Below are 19,200 nucleotides of genomic sequence, written 5' to 3'. Positions count from 1 at the left end.
CACATCGAGAATTAGATGTGGTTTATTTTTTCTTGAAACTATTATGCTTACCAATCGTATATAAAAACAAAGTGATTTTTTATTCTCTGAAACGAGGTGGCTATTTTGGAACTAATATTTATTGGTCTGATAGCTGTTGTATTTGTATTTGTTATTATAAAATTTTTCTCGAAAAAGAAAAGATATCCGAAATTATCAAAAGAAAATATTCCTTCCAACCTAGGAGTACTAACTAGTGCTCCAGCTGAAAAATTGATTAAACACTTAGAAACAGCACTGGACAAAACATATGTAGAAGATGTGAGGATGCGGTTTTTAGATGAAAATCGTAAAGTGACGGAAGAAGAGTTTGAATGGAGACTATTTGAATTAAAGCGTTATTTTTTGCTTACTAACATTTTAAAAATGACTCCTATGTTCAGTAAAGATATTGATGCTGTATGGCATGAGATGATTATGTTCACACATAAATATGAAAAGTTCTCTAAAGCTTACTTAGGAGTGATGCTACATCATTATCCTAATGTACAATCAAAAGAAGCTGCTCCTCAAGAAAGAGCATTTTTCGATTGGGTATTTTCTAACCTTTTCGAGGTTACGGCTTTTAGTTGGAAAGCTTGGGGAGACTTTTTTCACGGGCCGCTTTCTCCGCAATTGGTACATGAGTTTAAGACGACTTCTAACCAAATGTTAAAAGATAAATATTTTAATGTAAACGAGAAATATGAAGAGTTGATCGATCACTTGATAGACTCTTTAAGGAAGCAAGCACTAGACTCAGAGAAAGATAAAAGTAACGCAAATTTTGTAAAAAGTAACACTTTTGGAAACTTAACTTCTTCTTCACAAATTATGGTGTTTTACTCTGTATATCAATTTGAAAACTATTGGCTTCACGCGAAAGAATATCTGTATTCGCGAGTTTCCAATTCTACTAGTGGCTGCTCGTATGCCGTATTTTGTGGATCAGCAAGTAGTAATGCAAATAATAACGATGCTGATTCGAGTAGCGGAGGGGACGCTAGTTGCAGTGGGGGAGGATGTTCTTCCTAAGTAGATAGATTATGTAGAGGTCTCCACCTTTTCTGGCTATTATGAAATTAATTCAACTAAATAGCATATAAAAAAGCACAGATTCCAATTTAAAATCTGTGCACTTCCTATTCATTATTCTAATTTCTTGTTAAACTAGCGCTTTACTGTTTGTTAATTAGGTTCATTATAATCTTCTTTAATTAACCCAAAAACAAAATGGTCGACATACCTATCATATAGAAATTCAGAACTCCTTATACAACCTTCTCTTTTGAAGCCAAGTCTTTCGGGAATAGCCTGGCTTTTTAGATTTTCAGTTGCTGCACGGATTTCAATTCTATTTAAGTTCAATTCATTAAAACAGTATTCAATAACCGATTTACAAGCACTGGTCATTAATCCTACACCCTGAAATTCTTCGCCCAACCAATATCCAAGTGAGGTTGATTTATTTGCCCAGTTTATCCCGTGTAAACCTATTACTCCTGCTAATTCACCTTTATACCAAATTCCAGCTTGAAATCCATTATTATTACCTAATTGCTTAATGGTACCTTCAATAAATTCTTTTGAATCTCTTACGTTTTTTGTGAAATCCACCCAAGGCAACCATTCCCTAAGGTAATCTCTTGATTTATCGGTTAACAAGAATAGGTTTTCAGCATGCCTTGGTTCTAGCAAACGCAACTCAGAAGTATCATTAAGTTTAAAATAAAACATATATTCTCCTCACTCATTTATGTTTGTATGGTTAAAGAAAACTCCCCATTAGTTCAATAACCTATATGTTATTTAATGTACTACTTATGTTAAAATTAGTCCTTTTAGCGTCCTGTTTTCAATGTCAGATAAAATGAAAGCCCTGTTGAATCTAAAAAGTTTATTATTACTCTTATTTAAAAGTTTGCTTTACTACCCCTTTGCCGCTATTAACAGTAACTTCCGCATAAGCCCCATTAATAAAGGTCACCTGTGGAGGTACGTGTCCACAATCTATATCATAGAGAATGGGAATGTTTAGCTCCTCTTCTAGTTCAGCATATACATCTTCTACTGTATAGTTATCAACCGGATCATTTGCTGGACTACGACCAAACATGATAGCTGAAGCATTTTGAAACCAGCCGGCAAGCTTCATCTGCACAAGAGATCTACGTAAATCAGTTGTGCTTAATTCACAGTTTTCTAGATACCAAATAATTGAATCCCCATTAATATGTTCTTTTGAGAAAGAATTAACATCTCCAAATGGAGTACCAATTAAATGCCTAATAACATCAACACATCCCCCTAATAACCTACCTTGAACGGAAATGGATGAGTCTTTTAACGTTTTCCATTCTGTATTTTCCGTCAAATGAAATACACATGGTGAAGGATTTTCATGTTGCCATTCTTTTTGATATTTTTCTGACGAAGATTGTTCCACAGACTCACCTACATTTGTTGTTAATGCATGGAACCATTTAGCAGTAGTTTTATCCCAATATTCACCTCTTAAGTCGACTAAGTTTGTACCATGAGCAGTTGCAATTCCTGTCTTCAATGTTATCGCAAGTAATAGAACACTAGTATCAGAGTAACCGAGAATCCATTTTGGTTTCATCTTTTGAAAGTCTATGTAAGCTAGAATTTCAATTAATAGTTCTCCACCCCAAGGAGGTATTATCATATCAATAGTGTCAGATTGAAGCATTTCATTAAGTTCGAGAGCACGCACTTTTGCACTTGCAGATTTTGCTTTCGTTTGGGTCCAATTCGTTTTTCCGCACTTTACTTGGAAGCCTTCCTGTTCCATTTTTTCACATGCATCTTTGAGGACAGTATGCAAAGATTCGGGTACACCAGATGAAGGTGCTGTTACACCTATCGTTGCTCCTTTTTTCAACACAGGATATTTCATTTCCAATTCACATCCTTAAAATCTTTTTTCGAGTGTAACAGAGTAAAAACATGGAAGCAACAAAATAATGAAAATAGTTAAATCATATCTAGGGGTTTCTTTACTCTTACAAAAATAGCCAAAATTTGCTACTATAATAGTAACAATATACGAATATAGTAGGACACATAAGGGGGAGATATTTTGAAGCGAATAATTTATTTGGCAGCAATACTAGTTACTATGAGCCTATTATTAATAGCGTGTAACAAGGAAGAAGAAAAAAAGGCGAATCCTTATGAAAGATTAAGCGAGTACATAACAGGGTGGAAATCATACGAATTTCAACAATTGTATGAAGAATATTTAACCGTTGAAACGAAAGAGGAGTATCCTTTTGAAGAATACGGTGATCGATACGAACATCTATATAATGTACTAGATGTATACAACCTGGAGCTTACAATTGCAGATTATGAAATAGTGTGGGAGGCAGCAGAAGAAGAGGAAGAGATAAGCGAAATTCGCATTCCTCTGAATCTTTCTTTTGACACATTAGCTGGTAGAGTGGAGTATAGCCTTGATGTACCATTAGTGAAAGAAGTCCGAATGGAAGGTGCCGAAGAGGAAGCTGTTGAAAAAGAAAACTGGTACGTAAGGTGGGATACTAACTTTATTTTGCCTGGATTAGAAAGAGAGGATAAAGTTCAATATGCTACACTTTCAGGTGCAAGAGGTAAAATTTTAGATGAAGAAGGATATCCTCTGGCAACAAATACAGATGTTTATGATGTAGGAGTTGTTTTAGAAAGATTTGATGAACAGTCTTTGCCAGCACTATCCAAGATATTAAATGTAAGCGAAGAATTTATTATAAGACAATATTCTCAAAGCTGGGTAAAACCAGACCAACACGTACCAATAAGAAAATTCTTATTAGAGGATGTTGACATAGTAACTGAAGCACAGGCTATCCCAGGAGTAAGTGTCCTAAAAACTATTGAACGAGTGTACCCATTTGGAGAATCAGCAGCTCATTTAATAGGCTATGTTCGCCCTATAACGTCCGAACAACTTGAGGCGAATAAAGACAAAGGCTATTCCACCTCAAGCTGGATTGGTCAGCGTGGATTAGAACAACTTCTTGAAGAACGTTTACGTCCAAAGGATGGAAAGAGAATATACATTCGTAAGCCTGACAATAGCACAAGAGACATCGCTAAAACAGCAGCTCAAAATGGTGAAACAATAACAATAACGATTAACGGATCAGTTCAACAAAAACTTTACGAACAAATGAACGATGAAGTTGGAACAGCTTCTGTCGTGGAACCTGAAACAGGAAAAGTACGAGGTTTAGTAAGCGTTCCTTCATTTGATCCTAATGAGTATGTAATGAGTTTATCGAATGCTTATCATCAATCGTTAGTGGACAACCCGAAACAACCAATTTTAAATAGATTTCATGCATCCTATTCACCTGGTTCCACCATGAAGTTATTAACAACCATAATTGGATTAAACACAAATTCAGTTGATACAGAAAAAGCTGTAGCCATTCCTTCGGGTGGATGGCAAAAAGACGCTTCGTGGGGAAGTTATCGTGTGACTAGGGTAAATGATTCCATACCTTCCGTTGATTTAGAAACAGCAATGGTCGTTTCAGATAATATCTATTTTGCGATGTTAGGTTTAGATATTGGTAGTAACAATATGGTAGAAGGTCTAAATAAATTAGGTTTTGGTGAGGCTCTTCCGTTTTCCTATTCTTTAACAGCATCACAAATTTCCAATTCAGGCACAATGGACAGTGAAGTTATACTTGCCGATTCCTCTTATGGTCAAGGGCAAGTGCTTGTTACGATGACACATTTAGCTAGTTTGTATGCTTCTGTTGTTAACGACGGAGTAATGATGAAGCCACTGCTTTTAGAAGAAGAACAATCAGCAGTATGGGTAGATGATGTTGTAAGTAAAGAGAATGCACAAATCTTACAACAATATTTACGAAAAGTGGTAACAGAAGGTACAGCTAGAAGTGCTAATATACCTAACTTTGCATTAGCAGGAAAAACGGGAACAGCAGAATTGAAAACAGATGGGCAAGGTACAAAAGGTAAAGAAAATGGCCTCTTTGTTTCCTATGACCAAAACAAACCAAACTTAGTAACAGCAATAATTATTGAAGGTGTAGAAGAAAAAGGCGGAAGCGGTCACGTTGTTAACCTAACAACAAACTTCTACCGAGCATTAGAAGAAAATAACTAAACCCAAAACGTCTTATTTCACTATGAAATAAGACGTTTTTTCTTTTTGGTGAGAGTATTAATCATTAGGAAAAACAGTAATCATTATTTATCAAAGAAAGTTTAGTATGAGCAAAAAGGTATTAAAAACAAACCAGTTGATGATAGCACGAGGTGCGAGACTCCTGCGGGAAAAGTGTGTCAAGGGAGACCCCACAGGCGCTTGCCGCCGAGGAGTAGGTTTTTTCACGACAGTGAAAATAACCTTCCTTTTTACCGCCCGCGGAAAGCGTAGCCTTGCACGGAAATCAACAGCGGTAATTAAAAGAACTCAATAAATAAAAGGTAAATTTTTTCAAAATTAGTAATTGACAATATATTACGAACGGTGGTAAGGTAAAAAAGTGGAATTAAATACTAATTTTATTATGAAAAAGGAGGGTTCGAGAGATGATTAAAATGGATAAGATGTTCAACAGAATAACAGTACAATTTAATAATTCTCGTGACCTGACTGCAATAGGAATAGTTCGTTAAACTATATAATCGTATAGTTTCTCTAAACTTACCTATTACACTACTTTCAACTAATTTAGTTATCGTAAGCACAGGTCACGTTAATAGAACGTGATGTGTGCTTTTTTATTTGCATTTGCAAAACCTTGGCATGCCGACTTACGTTCGGTGTGTCTTTTTTTATGTGAATTCATTTCCATTTGTTACCTATGGGATAAACCCATTTGTATATAAAACAAATATTAGGAGGCATGCAGTATGAACAGTTTATTTGTAATTAGGTTGATGTATGAAGGAGCGACAGACTCTGGGTAGTTATACAAAATTGAACAATCGGTTTAACAAACCGAAAGGAGTACGATAATATGTTTTCGGTATTTAGTAAATTAAGTTGGTTTTTTAAAGAACATTGGAAACGTTATACATTCGCAATCATGTTACTAATTTTTGCTGGTTTACTCGAAGTAATCCCACCAAGAATGATCGGTATTGCGATTGATGAAATACATGTAGGGACATTAACAAAAGAAAAACTAATGACTTACGTTGGCTTCTTGTTTGTGCTTGCGTTTATCATTTACGGTCTTACGTATGTATGGATGTCCAAATTATTTGGAGGCTCATTTTTAGTCGAAAGGTCCTTAAGGTCAAAGTTAATTGGCCACTTATTAAAAATGACCCCCACTTTTTATGAAAAAAATAGAACGGGTGACTTAATGGCTCGTTCGACAAATGATTTGAGAGCAATTTCTGTTACAGCTGGTTTTGGTGTTTTAACACTAATTGATTCAAGCATATTTATGATTATTATTCTATGTACAATGGGATTCTTAATTAGTTGGAAATTGACCCTAGCGGCGATTCTTCCACTTCCAATTATGGCGCTAGCGATGAATATTTATGGTAAGAAAATTCATCAGCGCTTCACGGAAGCTCAAGATGCTTTTGGAGACATGAATGATAAGGTATTAGAATCTATTGCTGGAGTACGTGTTGTCCGTGCATACGTACAAGAAAGAGCAGATCAAGCTCGCTTTCATAACATGACAGATGACGTGTACAAGAAAAATGTAAAAGTAGCGATAATTGACTCACTTTTTGAACCGACAATCAAATTGCTAGTAGGTGCTAGTTATTTAATAGGACTCGGATATGGTGCATACTTAGTTTTCCATAAAACGATCACGCTTGGAGAATTAGTTTCATTCAACGTGTATCTCGGAATGTTAATCTGGCCAATGTTTGCAATTGGGGAACTAATTAACATCATGCAACGCGGAAATGCATCACTTGATCGTGTAAATACGACATTAGATTATGAGCCAGATGTAAAAAATGATGCAAACCCAACTAAGGTAGATTCTCCAAATGAGATAGAGTTTCAACATGTGACATTCCGTTACCCTTCTTCGCAAGTAGATAATTTGAAAAACGTTTCTTTCCATATGAGAAAGGGAGAAACATTAGGTATTGTCGGCAAAACGGGAAGCGGGAAAACGACTTTAGTGAAGCAACTTTTAAGAGAATATCCATTAGGTAAAGGGGAAATAAAAATCTCAGGTACACCTTTAAATAAAATTACCCTTGAAAACATGCAAGGTTGGATTGGATATGTGCCACAAGATCATATTTTATTTTCAAGAACAGTTCGCGAAAATATTTTGTTCGGAAAAGAAAATGGTAGTGAAGCAGATTTAAATAAGGCAATTGAACTATCAGCCTTTACGAAAGATTTAGAAATGTTACCAGAAGGTCTGGAAACATTAGTTGGAGAGAAAGGTGTTTCGTTATCCGGTGGGCAAAAACAACGTATATCTATTGCGCGTGCACTCATCGCCAATCCAGAAATTTTAATTTTAGACGATTCATTATCAGCAGTCGATGCGAAAACAGAAGCAACGATTATTGGTAATATTCGAAAAGAACGTAGTGAAAAAACGACGATTATTACAACACATAGATTATCAGCTGTACAACATGCAGACTGGATTGTCGTACTAGACGACGGAAAAATAGTGGAATCTGGTTTACATGAGCAGCTAATGGCACATGGCGGTTGGTACAAGGAGCAGTTTGATCGCCAACAACTGTCTGTCGAGAGCGGGGTGTTATCATGACAGAAAAAAAGACAGGTAAAAGACTGTTAAACTATGCTTTAACGCAAAAGAAAGTCATTATTATTGCGTTAATCATGCTTTCCATAGCAGTAGCAGCAGAGTTAACAGGTCCATTTATTGCAAAAAGAATGATTGACCAACATATTATGGGGATTGAAAAAGAGTGGATTCCTATTGAAAACGAAGTGAAAGACAGTGTCTTGTATGATGGGCAATTATATATCCGTGAAGATAGAGCAACCGATGCAGTACTAGCAACGGAAGATAGAGTTCGAATTGTGCAAGTATCTAGAGAGTTTTACTATGTACCATCTTCCATTTCCTTTGAAGGGGAAAGAACGATACAAGAAGGGAATTTAGTTGTTACAAGAGGGGAAGAGCGTGCGGAGTACCAAGCGACACCTCTTTCTAGTCAAGAGTTATTAGCTTTTTATGAACCTGAAGTAAAATATTTAATTTATTTAGTTGGATTTTACTTTGCATTACTTGTTGTAGCAGCATTTTTCCAATATGGGCAAAGTTATTATTTACAAACTTCTGCAAACCGTATTATTCAAAAAATGCGAGAAGATGTATTTTCTCAAATTCAAAAATTACCGATTCAATACTTTGACCATCTACCAGCTGGGAAAGTAGTATCACGTATTACAAATGATACAGAAACAATTAAAGAGTTGTACGTAACCGTATTGGCTACTTTTTTTGCTAGTGTTATTTACATTACAGGTATTTATATTGCACTATTTTTACTGGATGCACAGTTAGCATTCATTTGCTTAGCGTTAATACCTATCTTAGTTGTTTGGTTTATTTTCTATCGAAAATTCGCATCATTATATAACCATAAAATTCGTTCATTGTTAAGTGATATTAATGGATATATTAACGAATCTATTCAAGGGATGCCGATTATTCAAGCATTCCGACGCCAAAAACGTTCAACGGAAGAGTTCGAAAAACTAAACGAAGAGCACTTTGCGTATCAAAATAAGCTATTAAGCTTAAATTCATTAACATCTCATAATTTAGTTGGGGTACTACGAAACATTTCATTCGTAGTATTGATTTGGTATTTTGGTGGAGCTTCCCTTGGTGTTGGGACTGTTTTATCACTAGGAGTACTTTACGCTTTCGTTGATTATTTAGGAAGACTTTTCGGACCGATTACTGGTATGGTAAACCAATTAGCGAACTTAGAGCAAGCTAGGGTCTCATCTGCTCGAGTATTTGAGTTAATGGATGAAGTAGGAATCGAGGTTTCGGACGAAAAATATCCTCGCTATGATGGAAATGTCGTATTTGAAAACGTATCGTTCGGTTATAAAGAAGGCGAATACGTGTTGAAAAATATTGACTTTAAAGCAGACAAAGGTGAAACAGTCGCACTTGTTGGTCATACAGGAAGTGGTAAAAGTTCGATTATGAACTTACTGTTCCGTTTTTACGATATACAAGAAGGTAGCATAAAAATTGATGGTGTAAATATTAACACCCTTCCGAAGCAAGCAATTCGCCAGCACATGGGAATTGTTCTGCAAGATCCTTTTCTTTTTACAGGGACAATTGCTTCTAACGTAAGTCTTGATGATCCAACCATTTCAAGAGAAAAAGTGGAAAAAGCACTACGAGACGTTGGTGCTTGGGACTTTATTTCGAGCTTACCAAAAGGATTAGATGAACCAGTTATTGAAAAAGGTAGTACGTTATCTTCAGGACAAAGACAGTTAATCTCTTTTGCAAGAGCACTCGCATTTGACCCTGCGATTCTAATTTTAGATGAGGCAACGGCAAGTATCGATACAGAAACAGAAGCTGTTATTCAAGCTGCATTAGAAGTGTTGAAAAAAGGAAGAACTACCTTTATTATTGCACACAGACTATCTACTATTAAAAATGCGGACCAAATATTAGTATTAGATCGCGGGACGATTGTAGAAAAAGGAAGCCATGATGAATTGATGCAAGAATCGGGACGATATTACCAAATGTACGAACTTCAACAAGGAAAAGGTACATTGGCTGGATAATTTGTAAAGGGTGGGGCTATAGACTTTTTGTCTTAGCCCCATCTTTTATTCATAGCTTTAGTAATTATTGGGTAACATAAACTGAAGTAAATACTCCTTTAGCGGAGGGGAAATTCTTTGGATTTTGGCCTAATATTAACATTAATTATTTTGTTCATATTGTCTGCTTTTTTTTCATCAGCAGAAACTGCTTTTTCAAGTGTAAACAAAATTCGATTGCGTAATTATGAGTCTGAAGGACGTAGAGGGAGTAAAAAGGCTGTTTTTATTGTGGAGAATTTTGATAAAGCACTTTCCACCATTTTGGTCGGGAATAACATTGTCAATATAGCAGCGGCTTCTATTTCAACGAAGGTTGCTACTGACCTTTTTGGCGATGGCAAAGGAATTTTTATTAGTACCATTGTTGTGACAATATTAGTATTAGTTTTCGGAGAGATACTTCCAAAGTCGCTGGCTAAAGAAAATGCAGAAACGTACTCCCTTTTCATAGCAGGAATATTATTTTTGCTAATGAAAATACTTGCACCAATTACATTCCTTTTTGTAAAGTTAAAACAATTTGTAACAAGAGCCTTCAAAGGAAACGATTCACCGTCTGTTACAGAGGAAGAACTAATTACGATGGTGAATATTAGCCAGGAAGAAGGAGTCATTGACTTTAATGAAAGGGAATTAGTCACAAGGTCGTTGGAATTTGATGACATTATGGTTGGAGAAGTATTGAAACCAAGAATAGATATTGTGGCCGTAGAAGTAACACAGTCCATAGAAAAAGTTAGAGACGTATTTCTAGAAGAACGGTATTCTCGAATTCCTGTTTATGAAGAAAATATTGATAATATTATCGGTATTTTGTCAGAAAGGGAATTTTTAAGTCATCTCGTTCGGTTTGGAGATGTGACCATTAAGTCTATTTTACGCGAACCTTTATTCGTTGTAGAATCAATGAAGATAGCAACATTGTTACCTGAGTTGCAGAAAAATAAAGTGCATATGGCAATTGTAATCGATGAATTTGGTGGTACATCAGGCCTAATTACGTTAGAGGATATTTTAGAAGAAATCGTCGGTGAAATATGGGACGAGCATGATGAGAAAATAAAAAATTTCACCAAAATTACGGAGAGTAAATATGAATTCAACGCAGATTATCCTCTAGAAGATTTTTTCAAGGAGCTAGGAATGGATTTTAATAAAGTTACCTCCTCTAGTCATACAATTGGTGGCTGGATCTATGAAGAGTTAGAACATATTCCGGCTATTGGAGAAATAGTGGAATTTGAGAATTTAATCGTTACTGTTAAGAATGTAGAAGGCAGAAGAATTAGAAAAATCACGGTAGAAATTGGGGATTATTAATAAATCATAAAGGCTTTCTTACAACTTTGGGTGTAAGGAGCCTTAATTTTTGGTTTGGATTATGAGGGGATTTTGGATTCGTCTACCATTTAAACACATGCATGAAAACAGCCCTGGACAAATGTCCAGGACCGTAAGCCATTCATATTAAGTTGGTAATACTAATTAGTAGCTTCCGCCGCCTAATTGTTGTTCAGCCATTTGAACTAAACGCTTTGTGATTTCTCCACCTACTGAACCGTTAGCACGTGCAGTAGTGTCTGCACCAAGGTTTACACCAAATTCAGAAGCGATTTCGTACTTCATTTGGTCGATAGCTGCTTGAGCTCCTGGTGCTACTAATTGATTTGACGAATTTCTAGATGATTGGTTTGGCATGTTAGATTCATCTCCTCACAAAAATTATGGTTTTTGGCTGGACCAACTGGATTTGCACCAGTTAAGCACTGTTGAGTGCTGCCTGCTCGGCGAGGTCCATTGATAGAAGTTGGTTGCTGTTTGGTGCTGCTTAAGTTGTTACTTGTATTATAGGAAAATCTCTTTTTTCTTATTCAAAAAAACTAAGGTAAATAGTGGGAATTTCAAAAAGGATAAGAATGAAGGTGAAAGGGAAAATAATGATAGTACATAACATCGGAGGGATAGTCATGGGGATGTGTCCACTTTGCAACGGATTTGATGCAACACAACAAACTTGTACACAATGCGGTAGTGTTGTAGAGGAAGTAGGAAAGGTAACAGACTTTTTAGATGACTATAGTGCGTACATGGATATTGACGTTCTAAAACTTGTAGATGGGGATATGAATTCTTACGAGAACAGTGATTGCTTACATCTATTTAATTGTCCGGTTTGTAAAAAAGAGACGATATATACGGTTAAGGAATAATAGTGAATAGTGGTTAGGAAAGAAAGTAAATAATGAAAATATAAAAAACCCCGAAGAATTTAGATTCTTTGGGGTTTTGATATGATATGAGCTAACCACTAGTAACTAGCCACTAATCACTATTTATTACGAATACGCAATTCTGTTTCTAAGTCGAAGAAGTGAGCTTTATTCATATCAATCGCTAAGTCGATGTTCATTTCAGGTTTCACGTCTGTACGAGAGTCTACACGAGCAACAAACTCTTGACCAGCGATTTGTGAGTAAAGCATGGACTCTGCACCTAGTAATTCTGCTACTTCGATTTTCGCAGTAATTTTCGTTCCAGCAGAAGACTCGATGAATACTGGCTCATCGTGGAAATCTTCAGGACGAATTCCAAGTACGATTTCTTTACCAACATAACCGTTGTCACGTAACATTTTCATTTTTCCTTCAGGGATGGAAATTTTTTGCTCTCCTAGAAGGAAAGAACCATCTTCTAATTTACCATTGAAGAAGTTCATTGCTGGAGAACCGATGAATCCGCCTACAAAGATGTTTTCAGGATTTTCGTATACTTCTTTAGGTGAACCAACTTGTTGAATAATACCATCTTTCATAACAACAAGACGTGTAGCCATTGTCATAGCTTCTGTTTGGTCATGTGTTACGTAAATTGTAGTAGTTTTTAAACGTTGATGTAATTTAGAAATTTCGGCACGCATTTGTACACGTAATTTAGCATCAAGGTTAGATAAAGGCTCATCCATTAAGAATACTTTTGCATCACGAACGATCGCACGACCTAAAGCAACACGCTGACGTTGACCACCAGATAATGCTTTTGGTTTACGTTCTAAGTATTGTTCTAATCCTAAGATTGCTGCCGCTTCTTTTACACGACGATCGATTTCTTCTTTTGGAGTTTTACGTAATTTTAATCCAAATGCCATGTTATCATATACGCTCATGTGAGGGTATAGTGCATAGTTTTGGAATACCATCGCGATATCGCGGTCTTTAGGAGCAACGTCATTCATACGCTTTCCATCAATTTCAAAGTCACCTTTAGAAATTTCCTCAAGTCCAGCAATCATACGTAAAGTTGTAGATTTCCCACAACCTGATGGACCAACGAATACAATAAACTCTTTATCTTTAATGTGTAAGTTGAAATCTTCAACAGCGGTTACATCACCTTCATAAACTTTATAAATATTTTGTAATTTTAGTTCAGCCATTTTAAAAGGCCTCCTTTTGTAATCGTTTTCTTTTCTTACTTCTTAGTCTACCGAAAGCGCTTTAATAGGACAATGTACAACATGCACAAAAAAAGAGTAACTTGTTTGTGCAAGTTACCCAACTTCTTTTTCATATTCAACTAAAAGTATTGCTAAGTAGGCTACAAATGCCCCTTGAAAGTTTCTAATATCGATGCCTGTTCGTTCTACGAATTTATCGATTCTATATTGTAAACTGTTTCGATGCATATATAATTTTTTTGCAGTTAATGAAACATTTAAGTTATTTTCGATAAACGTTTTGACACTAATAAGAAGTTCTTTTTCTTCTGGAAAAGAAGTTAAAAAAGACTGCTTCATTTCATTTACGGTTGCTTTGCTTAGTTCGTGAATCATTACATATGGTATCGCTTTTTCCAACCGTATATGTTTTGTCTTCGATTCGAATTTTTGAGCAATGGAAAAGCATTTAGTCTCCCATTGAAAAAGCTGAGGAAGTTTATTCGTAAATGGATGATAAGAGCCGATAAACAATTTTACATCCGCATAGAAGTCCGCTGCTGTCATTTCAATTATATCTGTATATGTATTTGGCTCTTGTACTGTCGATTGCTTTTCGATAATAACGCCCGAAACGTCATCTTGCCATATAATCTCGATCGTTGATTCTTCAAAGAATGATTGTATGGCTTCTTTCCACTCCGCAGCTTGAGAAAAAGCCTTCGTATAATGAAACTGTACAAAACGAAAAGAATCATTTTCTTGATAAAATAACTCTTGCGCTAACATGTCGACATTCAAGTCCACTTCATTATTAAAAAGGAATTGATACCACCAATTCTCTATTTCAGACATTTGTGTTTCATCATGTTCAATGCGAGTTAAAAATGTATTTAACCAAATGACATCTCTATCTTTAAGTGCATCCCGAACAATACCGATATATTCACTTGATGAGCTTTCAAACCACTCAAACTTTAAAAAGTTACTAGGGGATTCTGCTATTACTACTTGATCTTTAAATATTTTCCTTAAACCTTCTATCATCATAATCCCTCACACAAAATAGCATTTCCACTATTATAACAGGTTCTAAACATATAAGAAAAAACAAATGCCAGGCATTTGTAACAGGAATGTTACAAGTGCCTGTGGTCAAGCCCCCAAAAAATAGAGTCGAAAAAATAATTAGTTACGTTCTCTTATAACTACCGCGCTTACGCTTGGTGGCCCAGTCATTTGGTGAGGAATTTCACAATTCCACACCAAATGACTGGGATCATTTTTGTATATATTACGCTACCTTTATAAACTCTTTATAGTACTCTTTTGGTGAGTCATAACCCAGGCCTTTTTGGATTCGTTCTTCATTATAATACATGATATATTTCTTTAAATCTTTCTCAAATATAGCCTTTTTAGTGTTTGGATAGAAACATGGAAATTCAACTTTTAATTGAGAAAAGAAACTTTCAATCACGGCATTATCCCAACAGTTTCCTTTCCTAGACATACTTGGGGTAAACTTAAGTGTTCTCGACAATTTATTATGTTCAAAAGAACGGTACACGCTTCCTTGATCACTATGAATTGTAACCCCTTCTAAATCCTTTAGCTGACGCTGCTTTTGACCGGCTTCGATCGTACGCTTAATAAGCTCAGTGTCAGGGCTGAAACTAATCTCAAAGGCAATAACTTCTCTATTAAAAAGATCCATTAACGCTGAAATATAAAATTTCGTATTAAACACTTTAATTTCAGTCATGTCCGTAACCCATTTTTGGTTTGGGAACTCTGCATTAAAATCCCGTTCTAGAAGGTTATTGTACACATATCCAGCAGCTTTTTGTTTCTCTGTTTTCGTAGTGTTTTTTTGTCTAACAGTGGCTTTCATATTTGCTTCCTTCATAAGACGAGCTACTTTTTTATGATTTACTATGATACTCATCTTATTTTTCATGTACCCAGCAATCCTTTTTGCACCGAAGGTTCCCTTGTGCTTCTTAAAGACATTGCTAATCTTTTTAAATAGCTCTTTATCTCCATGTGAAACCTTCTTCTTAGGCCGTTTAAGATATGCATAATAACCACTTACAGATACCTCTAATACACGACATAATATAAACACTGGATATTCCTTTCTCAAAGCGTTGATACACTCATATTTCTTACTTACTTTTTCTCTTTGAGAAAGGTTTGGAACTTTTTTAGAATTTCGTTCTCCATTTCCTTTTCTTTTAATAATTTCTCTAATTGTTGAATACGTTTTTTATCATCTAAATTCACTGAATCAAAAGAGTTTACATGCTTATTAGTAGCTACTTTAAACGCACTAGGACCACTGTGTTTATACGTATTAACCCACCTATTTACTGTTTGACGAGTTACGTTAAATTCATCTGCGACAACTCTTACAGACATTCCATTCAATACTTTTTCTACAGCCTCTATTTTAACTTTTCCACTCAAATTAACCGATGGTTTCTTCTCCATTGTTTTTACCCCCTTATAACAGTAAAAGTCGTAACTATTTGTAACTACTTTATAACTCTATTATAAGGGGGTCAACTACTGGCACTTTTAATCCTTTTGTAATATTAGTTCTCGTTTGGTTTGTCTTCTTTGATTAGTTCGCGTGCTTCTTCAATGTTTGTGTATTCTTCTCTTTCAAAGACTGTTCCGCCTGCCATTCCCTCGTTGATCATGCGGTCGATGTCCATATAATATTGATCTCTACCTTCGTAAGTAACATCGTTCGTTGGTTGTTGTTTTTTATCATTTTTCAAGAAAAATCCCTCCTGCAAATAGTATGCACAGGAAGGAAATAGTTCATGATTCAATTTTTTCGTAAAGTATCTGATGCATTATCAATATATTGGGATTTCTATATTGATGATCAAAATTAAATTATTATTACTTATTCATACACATGAAACAACATTAGTTCATGGATTTGCGATCGGATTTGAACTTCGGCTTCAGGTGAAAAGGTATAATCGCCTTGCCATTCTATATCACCATTTTTTAAGTATTTAGCACGAACAGTTTTACCTTGGAAGAAAAAAGATATTTTCCAGCCAGGAAGTTGTTTATTTGGATACAATGGTTCAAATTGAAAGTGAGTGATCATGATGCTTCCTCCTTAAAATAGGAATGTTAGTTTGTAATATGTTTCGCCTTCACTAAGCTACTTTCCTTCTTGAAAAATTTGGCGTTATCATAAAAAACTTTAATTAAATTTTCTGTTCCTGCCTTTTTTATATCGACTTCATCAAAATCCATAGGCTTAGCATTTATTTCAAATAAGCAAAAGCTTCCATCCGATCTTACACCAATGTCTGCTGAGAACTCCCCAATTAAAGATCGCTCATAAGTTGATAAATCGGCTCCAACGTTCGAAATTAATTTACGGAGTTTATCAACATTTATTTCGATAGGTAGTTGTTGAATGTAGCCAATTTCCCCGCCATTTGGCACGTGAGTTGTAACTTGTTGGCCACAAGCAATTCTTACACCAACCCCTGAAATTTCATGTTTTCCGTTTATAAAATGTGCAAGAATTCTTAAGTCGAATTTTCTATCATCCATTTTAAGTGTTTCAATTGTTTGTTGAATGATATATTCATCCAATTTCAATTCTTTCTGAAGAAAATTAAATGCTTTTTCCATAGTAGGAAACATAATGGTTTTCGATATCGTTTTAAGTATAATAGTACTCCCATAAAGGGATAATGAAAAAATCCCTTTTCCTTTTGCACTTAACCGTTTTTTTATGTAAACGGATTTATATGTTGAAAGAAGTTCGTAAAAGTTTTGCTCTGTTAGCAAAGAAGTAGAAGGGAGGTATGGTAAAAGGTGTTGGTTTTCTCTCAAACACAAAAACGTACTAAACTTGTCAAAGTAATTTAAATTAAAAAAGGTAATATCCTTTTCCTTACACCATTCCATCACCTTACTTATGTTACCTTCTTTATACATTCGGTTGTAAAGAACTTGGAGAGGAGGAACCTTCAACTTTACCCATTTTTCATATTGAGGATGATAACAGTAACCTTGCTGAGTGAAATTGTTTTCAAAAAATTCTTCTGTCACAACTACTGAAAACCCACCAATACGAAACAACTCTTTTTGTAATCTCTCTAACAGTTTTATGTTTCCAGAAAAACTTTGACCTTCACTTTTGTTCACCATTATACCAACAACAGGACCGACAATATTTCCATTTGCTACAGAAACTGTAAAAGGGAGAAATGTTTTCTTTCTCCTGCTAACAACAGTAATATCCTCCCTTTCTCCAAAAGAAAGGGAGGGAAGGTCCTTTTCAACCTGAACCCATGTTTGACTCTGCCAATCATAATAAATAGTTACTTTCATAGAAAAATTTCCTCGGGATTCTCTAAAGATTTTTCTGTTAAATAAATGGCATATTCTATGGAAAGTTTTCGAGTGAGAAAATCTTCTTTTCTTAATTTTGGATGATAAAAGATTGCCCTGCCAGGTTTGGAATTAGCTTCAAAAAGCCAAACGTTTCCTACTTTATTATCGATTCCAAAATCAAATCCAATCTCCCCAATAAATCCTGGTAAATGACGATCAATGGCTTCACTTAACATCAAGGCACTTTGAGTCAATTTCTCTTTTATTGAAGTTGCTTCTTCGCTTCTAGTAAAAATCTCTTCCAATGTTCGAACAACTCCACCGTTGTTCGCATGGGTCGTTACACTGCCTTTTCCACTTAGTTTTGCTGCCATCGCACTAACATGCCATTTTCCATTGTCATCTTTATTCGTGTGAACACGAAAATCCACCGTTGATTCATCTACTTTTATTAATGGAATTCCTTGTTGAACAATATAACTTTTTATATCTCTGTTTTTTAACACATAACCTAACATTTTTTCTAATGAAGTAAAACGTTGTAATCTATTTTTCTGCTCATCATCTTTATAGCGACAATAATATTGTTCTTCTTCTTTGTTGTATATGATTTTGAAAACACCAAGTCCTAAACTCCCGCTTGATGGCTTTAAATAGAGAAAAGGATATTTAGAAAGTAATTCTTCTAATAAAGTAATGGACATGTTATTATACGTTTCTGGTAAGAATCTAGATAAATTTTCTTCTAACGTTAATTTTTGATGTATTTCCCACTTGTTAAAAAATCCAGGATTATACCACGGAATCATATATTGTTTTTGCATCTTTTCTCTAGTTTCCTTCAAGAGACGATGCTGTTCTGTCCGACGGTTTGGAAGACGATCATACACGACATGTGGAAATGGAAACTGTTTTTTGCACCAACCTTTTTCTGTAAACATAAAGCCTTCAATTGTACCATCTTCCCAGTTAATATGATTCGCTCCAAAAATAAAAGCATATGCGCCAACTTTCTTTTCCATGGAAAGTAATTTAGAAAAGAATAAGGATCTCTCACCAATCGGCCTTAACATGGAACTTGTGAATCCAGCTGTAAAAATCCCGATTAATGGTCCAAGATGAATAGCACCATTATGAATGAAGTAATGAATATTTCCTTCAAAAGGTATCATAAGTTTTTCATACAGTTCTTGATTGACATATATACACGATTTCGCATGGTAATTTACGGTCACTGGGTATTCCAATGTACCGAACGCGACCGAATGGATGGAGTATTTCTCGAAATCAGTAGGTAAAGTAATTCCATTACCTTTTACATCTTCCTTATATTTTAATTGTATTTGCGCTCGCATCAACTTTTCACTCCGTTTCTGTCCACCCTTTACTTATGGCTCTGTTAAAGACCGCTGTTGATTTCCGCGCAAGTCTCCGCTTTCCGCGGGCGTGGCTGGAGCCTCCTCGGCTTCGCCTGTGGGGTCTCCAGTCCCCCGCTACTCCCGCAGGACAAGGAATGCTCCGGAGC

At 35.5% G+C, this 19,200-nt stretch carries 17 protein-coding genes; 6 read left to right on the top strand and 11 right to left on the bottom strand.

Features of this window, described 5'->3' with window-relative positions; all coding sequences use genetic code 11:
• Positions 1–105: 105 nt before the first annotated feature.
• A complete protein-coding gene (locus CDZ89_RS15210; protein WP_100333928.1) occupies positions 106–1,053 on the top strand; it encodes a glycine-rich domain-containing protein in 948 nt (315 codons plus the stop codon).
• A 153-nt stretch (positions 1,054–1,206) separates the two neighbouring features.
• Here the strand turns inward: CDZ89_RS15210 and CDZ89_RS15205 are convergent, their stop codons facing one another.
• Positions 1,207–1,755, bottom strand: coding sequence for a GNAT family N-acetyltransferase (locus CDZ89_RS15205; protein WP_096155282.1), 549 nt, complete (start codon positions 1,753–1,755; stop codon positions 1,207–1,209).
• A 172-nt stretch (positions 1,756–1,927) separates the two neighbouring features.
• Entirely contained in the window at positions 1,928–2,938 is a 1,011-nt protein-coding gene (locus tag CDZ89_RS15200) for a S66 family peptidase (protein WP_096155281.1), read from the bottom strand.
• A 183-nt stretch (positions 2,939–3,121) separates the two neighbouring features.
• Between CDZ89_RS15200 and CDZ89_RS15195 the strand changes: the two genes are divergently transcribed.
• From CDZ89_RS15195 to CDZ89_RS15180, 4 genes are all read left to right on the top strand, one after another.
• On the top strand, positions 3,122–5,185 hold the full coding sequence (locus CDZ89_RS15195; protein WP_096155280.1) for a penicillin-binding transpeptidase domain-containing protein: 2,064 nt from the start codon (positions 3,122–3,124) through the stop codon (positions 5,183–5,185).
• An 859-nt stretch (positions 5,186–6,044) separates the two neighbouring features.
• Positions 6,045–7,796, top strand: a complete 1,752-nt coding sequence (locus tag CDZ89_RS15190; protein ID WP_096155279.1) for an ABC transporter ATP-binding protein — start codon at positions 6,045–6,047, stop codon at positions 7,794–7,796.
• On the top strand, positions 7,793–9,823 hold the full coding sequence (locus CDZ89_RS15185) for an ABC transporter ATP-binding protein (protein WP_096155278.1): 2,031 nt from the start codon (positions 7,793–7,795) through the stop codon (positions 9,821–9,823). Before CDZ89_RS15190 ends, CDZ89_RS15185 begins: the two co-directional genes overlap by 4 nt.
• Before the next feature lie 117 nt (positions 9,824–9,940).
• Positions 9,941–11,185, top strand: a complete 1,245-nt coding sequence (locus CDZ89_RS15180) for a hemolysin family protein (protein WP_227521523.1) — start codon at positions 9,941–9,943, stop codon at positions 11,183–11,185.
• A gap of 165 nt (positions 11,186–11,350) precedes the next feature.
• On the opposite strand, the gene CDZ89_RS15175 is transcribed toward CDZ89_RS15180, so the two are convergent.
• Positions 11,351–11,563, bottom strand: a complete 213-nt coding sequence (locus tag CDZ89_RS15175) for an alpha/beta-type small acid-soluble spore protein (protein WP_096155277.1) — start codon at positions 11,561–11,563, stop codon at positions 11,351–11,353.
• Between the two features lie 239 nt (positions 11,564–11,802).
• Here CDZ89_RS15175 and CDZ89_RS15170 point away from each other — a divergent pair, with 239 nt between their 5' ends.
• A complete protein-coding gene (locus tag CDZ89_RS15170) occupies positions 11,803–12,075 on the top strand; it encodes a hypothetical protein (RefSeq protein ID WP_227521522.1) in 273 nt (90 codons plus the stop codon).
• Positions 12,076–12,194: 119 nt separating this feature from the next.
• Here the strand turns inward: CDZ89_RS15170 and CDZ89_RS15165 are convergent, their stop codons facing one another.
• The 8 genes from CDZ89_RS15165 to CDZ89_RS15130 all read right to left on the bottom strand — a co-directional run bounded on the left by CDZ89_RS15165 (position 12,195) and on the right by CDZ89_RS15130 (position 19,030).
• Positions 12,195–13,298: an ABC transporter ATP-binding protein gene (locus tag CDZ89_RS15165; RefSeq protein WP_096155275.1), complete on the bottom strand. Its 1,104-nt coding sequence runs from the start codon at positions 13,296–13,298 to the stop codon at positions 12,195–12,197.
• Between the two features lie 114 nt (positions 13,299–13,412).
• Positions 13,413–14,348, bottom strand: a complete 936-nt coding sequence (locus CDZ89_RS15160) for a PucR family transcriptional regulator (protein ID WP_096155274.1) — start codon at positions 14,346–14,348, stop codon at positions 13,413–13,415.
• A gap of 244 nt (positions 14,349–14,592) precedes the next feature.
• Positions 14,593–15,444: an IS3 family transposase gene (locus CDZ89_RS15155; RefSeq protein ID WP_096155759.1), complete on the bottom strand. Its 852-nt coding sequence runs from the start codon at positions 15,442–15,444 to the stop codon at positions 14,593–14,595.
• A 26-nt stretch (positions 15,445–15,470) separates the two neighbouring features.
• Positions 15,471–15,791 carry a helix-turn-helix domain-containing protein gene (locus CDZ89_RS15150; protein ID WP_100333519.1) on the bottom strand — a complete coding sequence of 107 codons (321 nt, stop codon included), beginning with the start codon at positions 15,789–15,791 and terminating at the stop codon, positions 15,471–15,473.
• A gap of 104 nt (positions 15,792–15,895) precedes the next feature.
• Entirely contained in the window at positions 15,896–16,084 is a 189-nt protein-coding gene (locus CDZ89_RS15145; protein ID WP_096155273.1) for a hypothetical protein, read from the bottom strand.
• 131 nt (positions 16,085–16,215) lie between these two features.
• On the bottom strand, positions 16,216–16,428 hold the full coding sequence (locus CDZ89_RS15140) for a DUF5342 family protein (protein WP_096155272.1): 213 nt from the start codon (positions 16,426–16,428) through the stop codon (positions 16,216–16,218).
• Positions 16,429–16,454: 26 nt separating this feature from the next.
• Complete coding sequence (locus CDZ89_RS15135) at positions 16,455–17,672, bottom strand: YheC/YheD family protein (protein WP_096155271.1); 1,218 nt, start codon at positions 17,670–17,672, stop codon at positions 16,455–16,457.
• Complete coding sequence (locus CDZ89_RS15130; protein ID WP_096155270.1) at positions 17,669–19,030, bottom strand: YheC/YheD family endospore coat-associated protein; 1,362 nt, start codon at positions 19,028–19,030, stop codon at positions 17,669–17,671. Before CDZ89_RS15130 ends, CDZ89_RS15135 begins: the two co-directional genes overlap by 4 nt.
• Positions 19,031–19,200: the final 170 nt, after the last annotated feature.

The organism is Bacillus alkalisoli (assembly GCF_002797415.1).
Lineage (GTDB): Bacteria > Bacillota > Bacilli > Bacillales > Bacillaceae_I > Bacillus_CD > Bacillus_CD alkalisoli.
The sequence above is the reverse complement of the archived record's forward strand: the minus strand, read 5'-3'. Positions and strand labels throughout refer to the sequence as shown.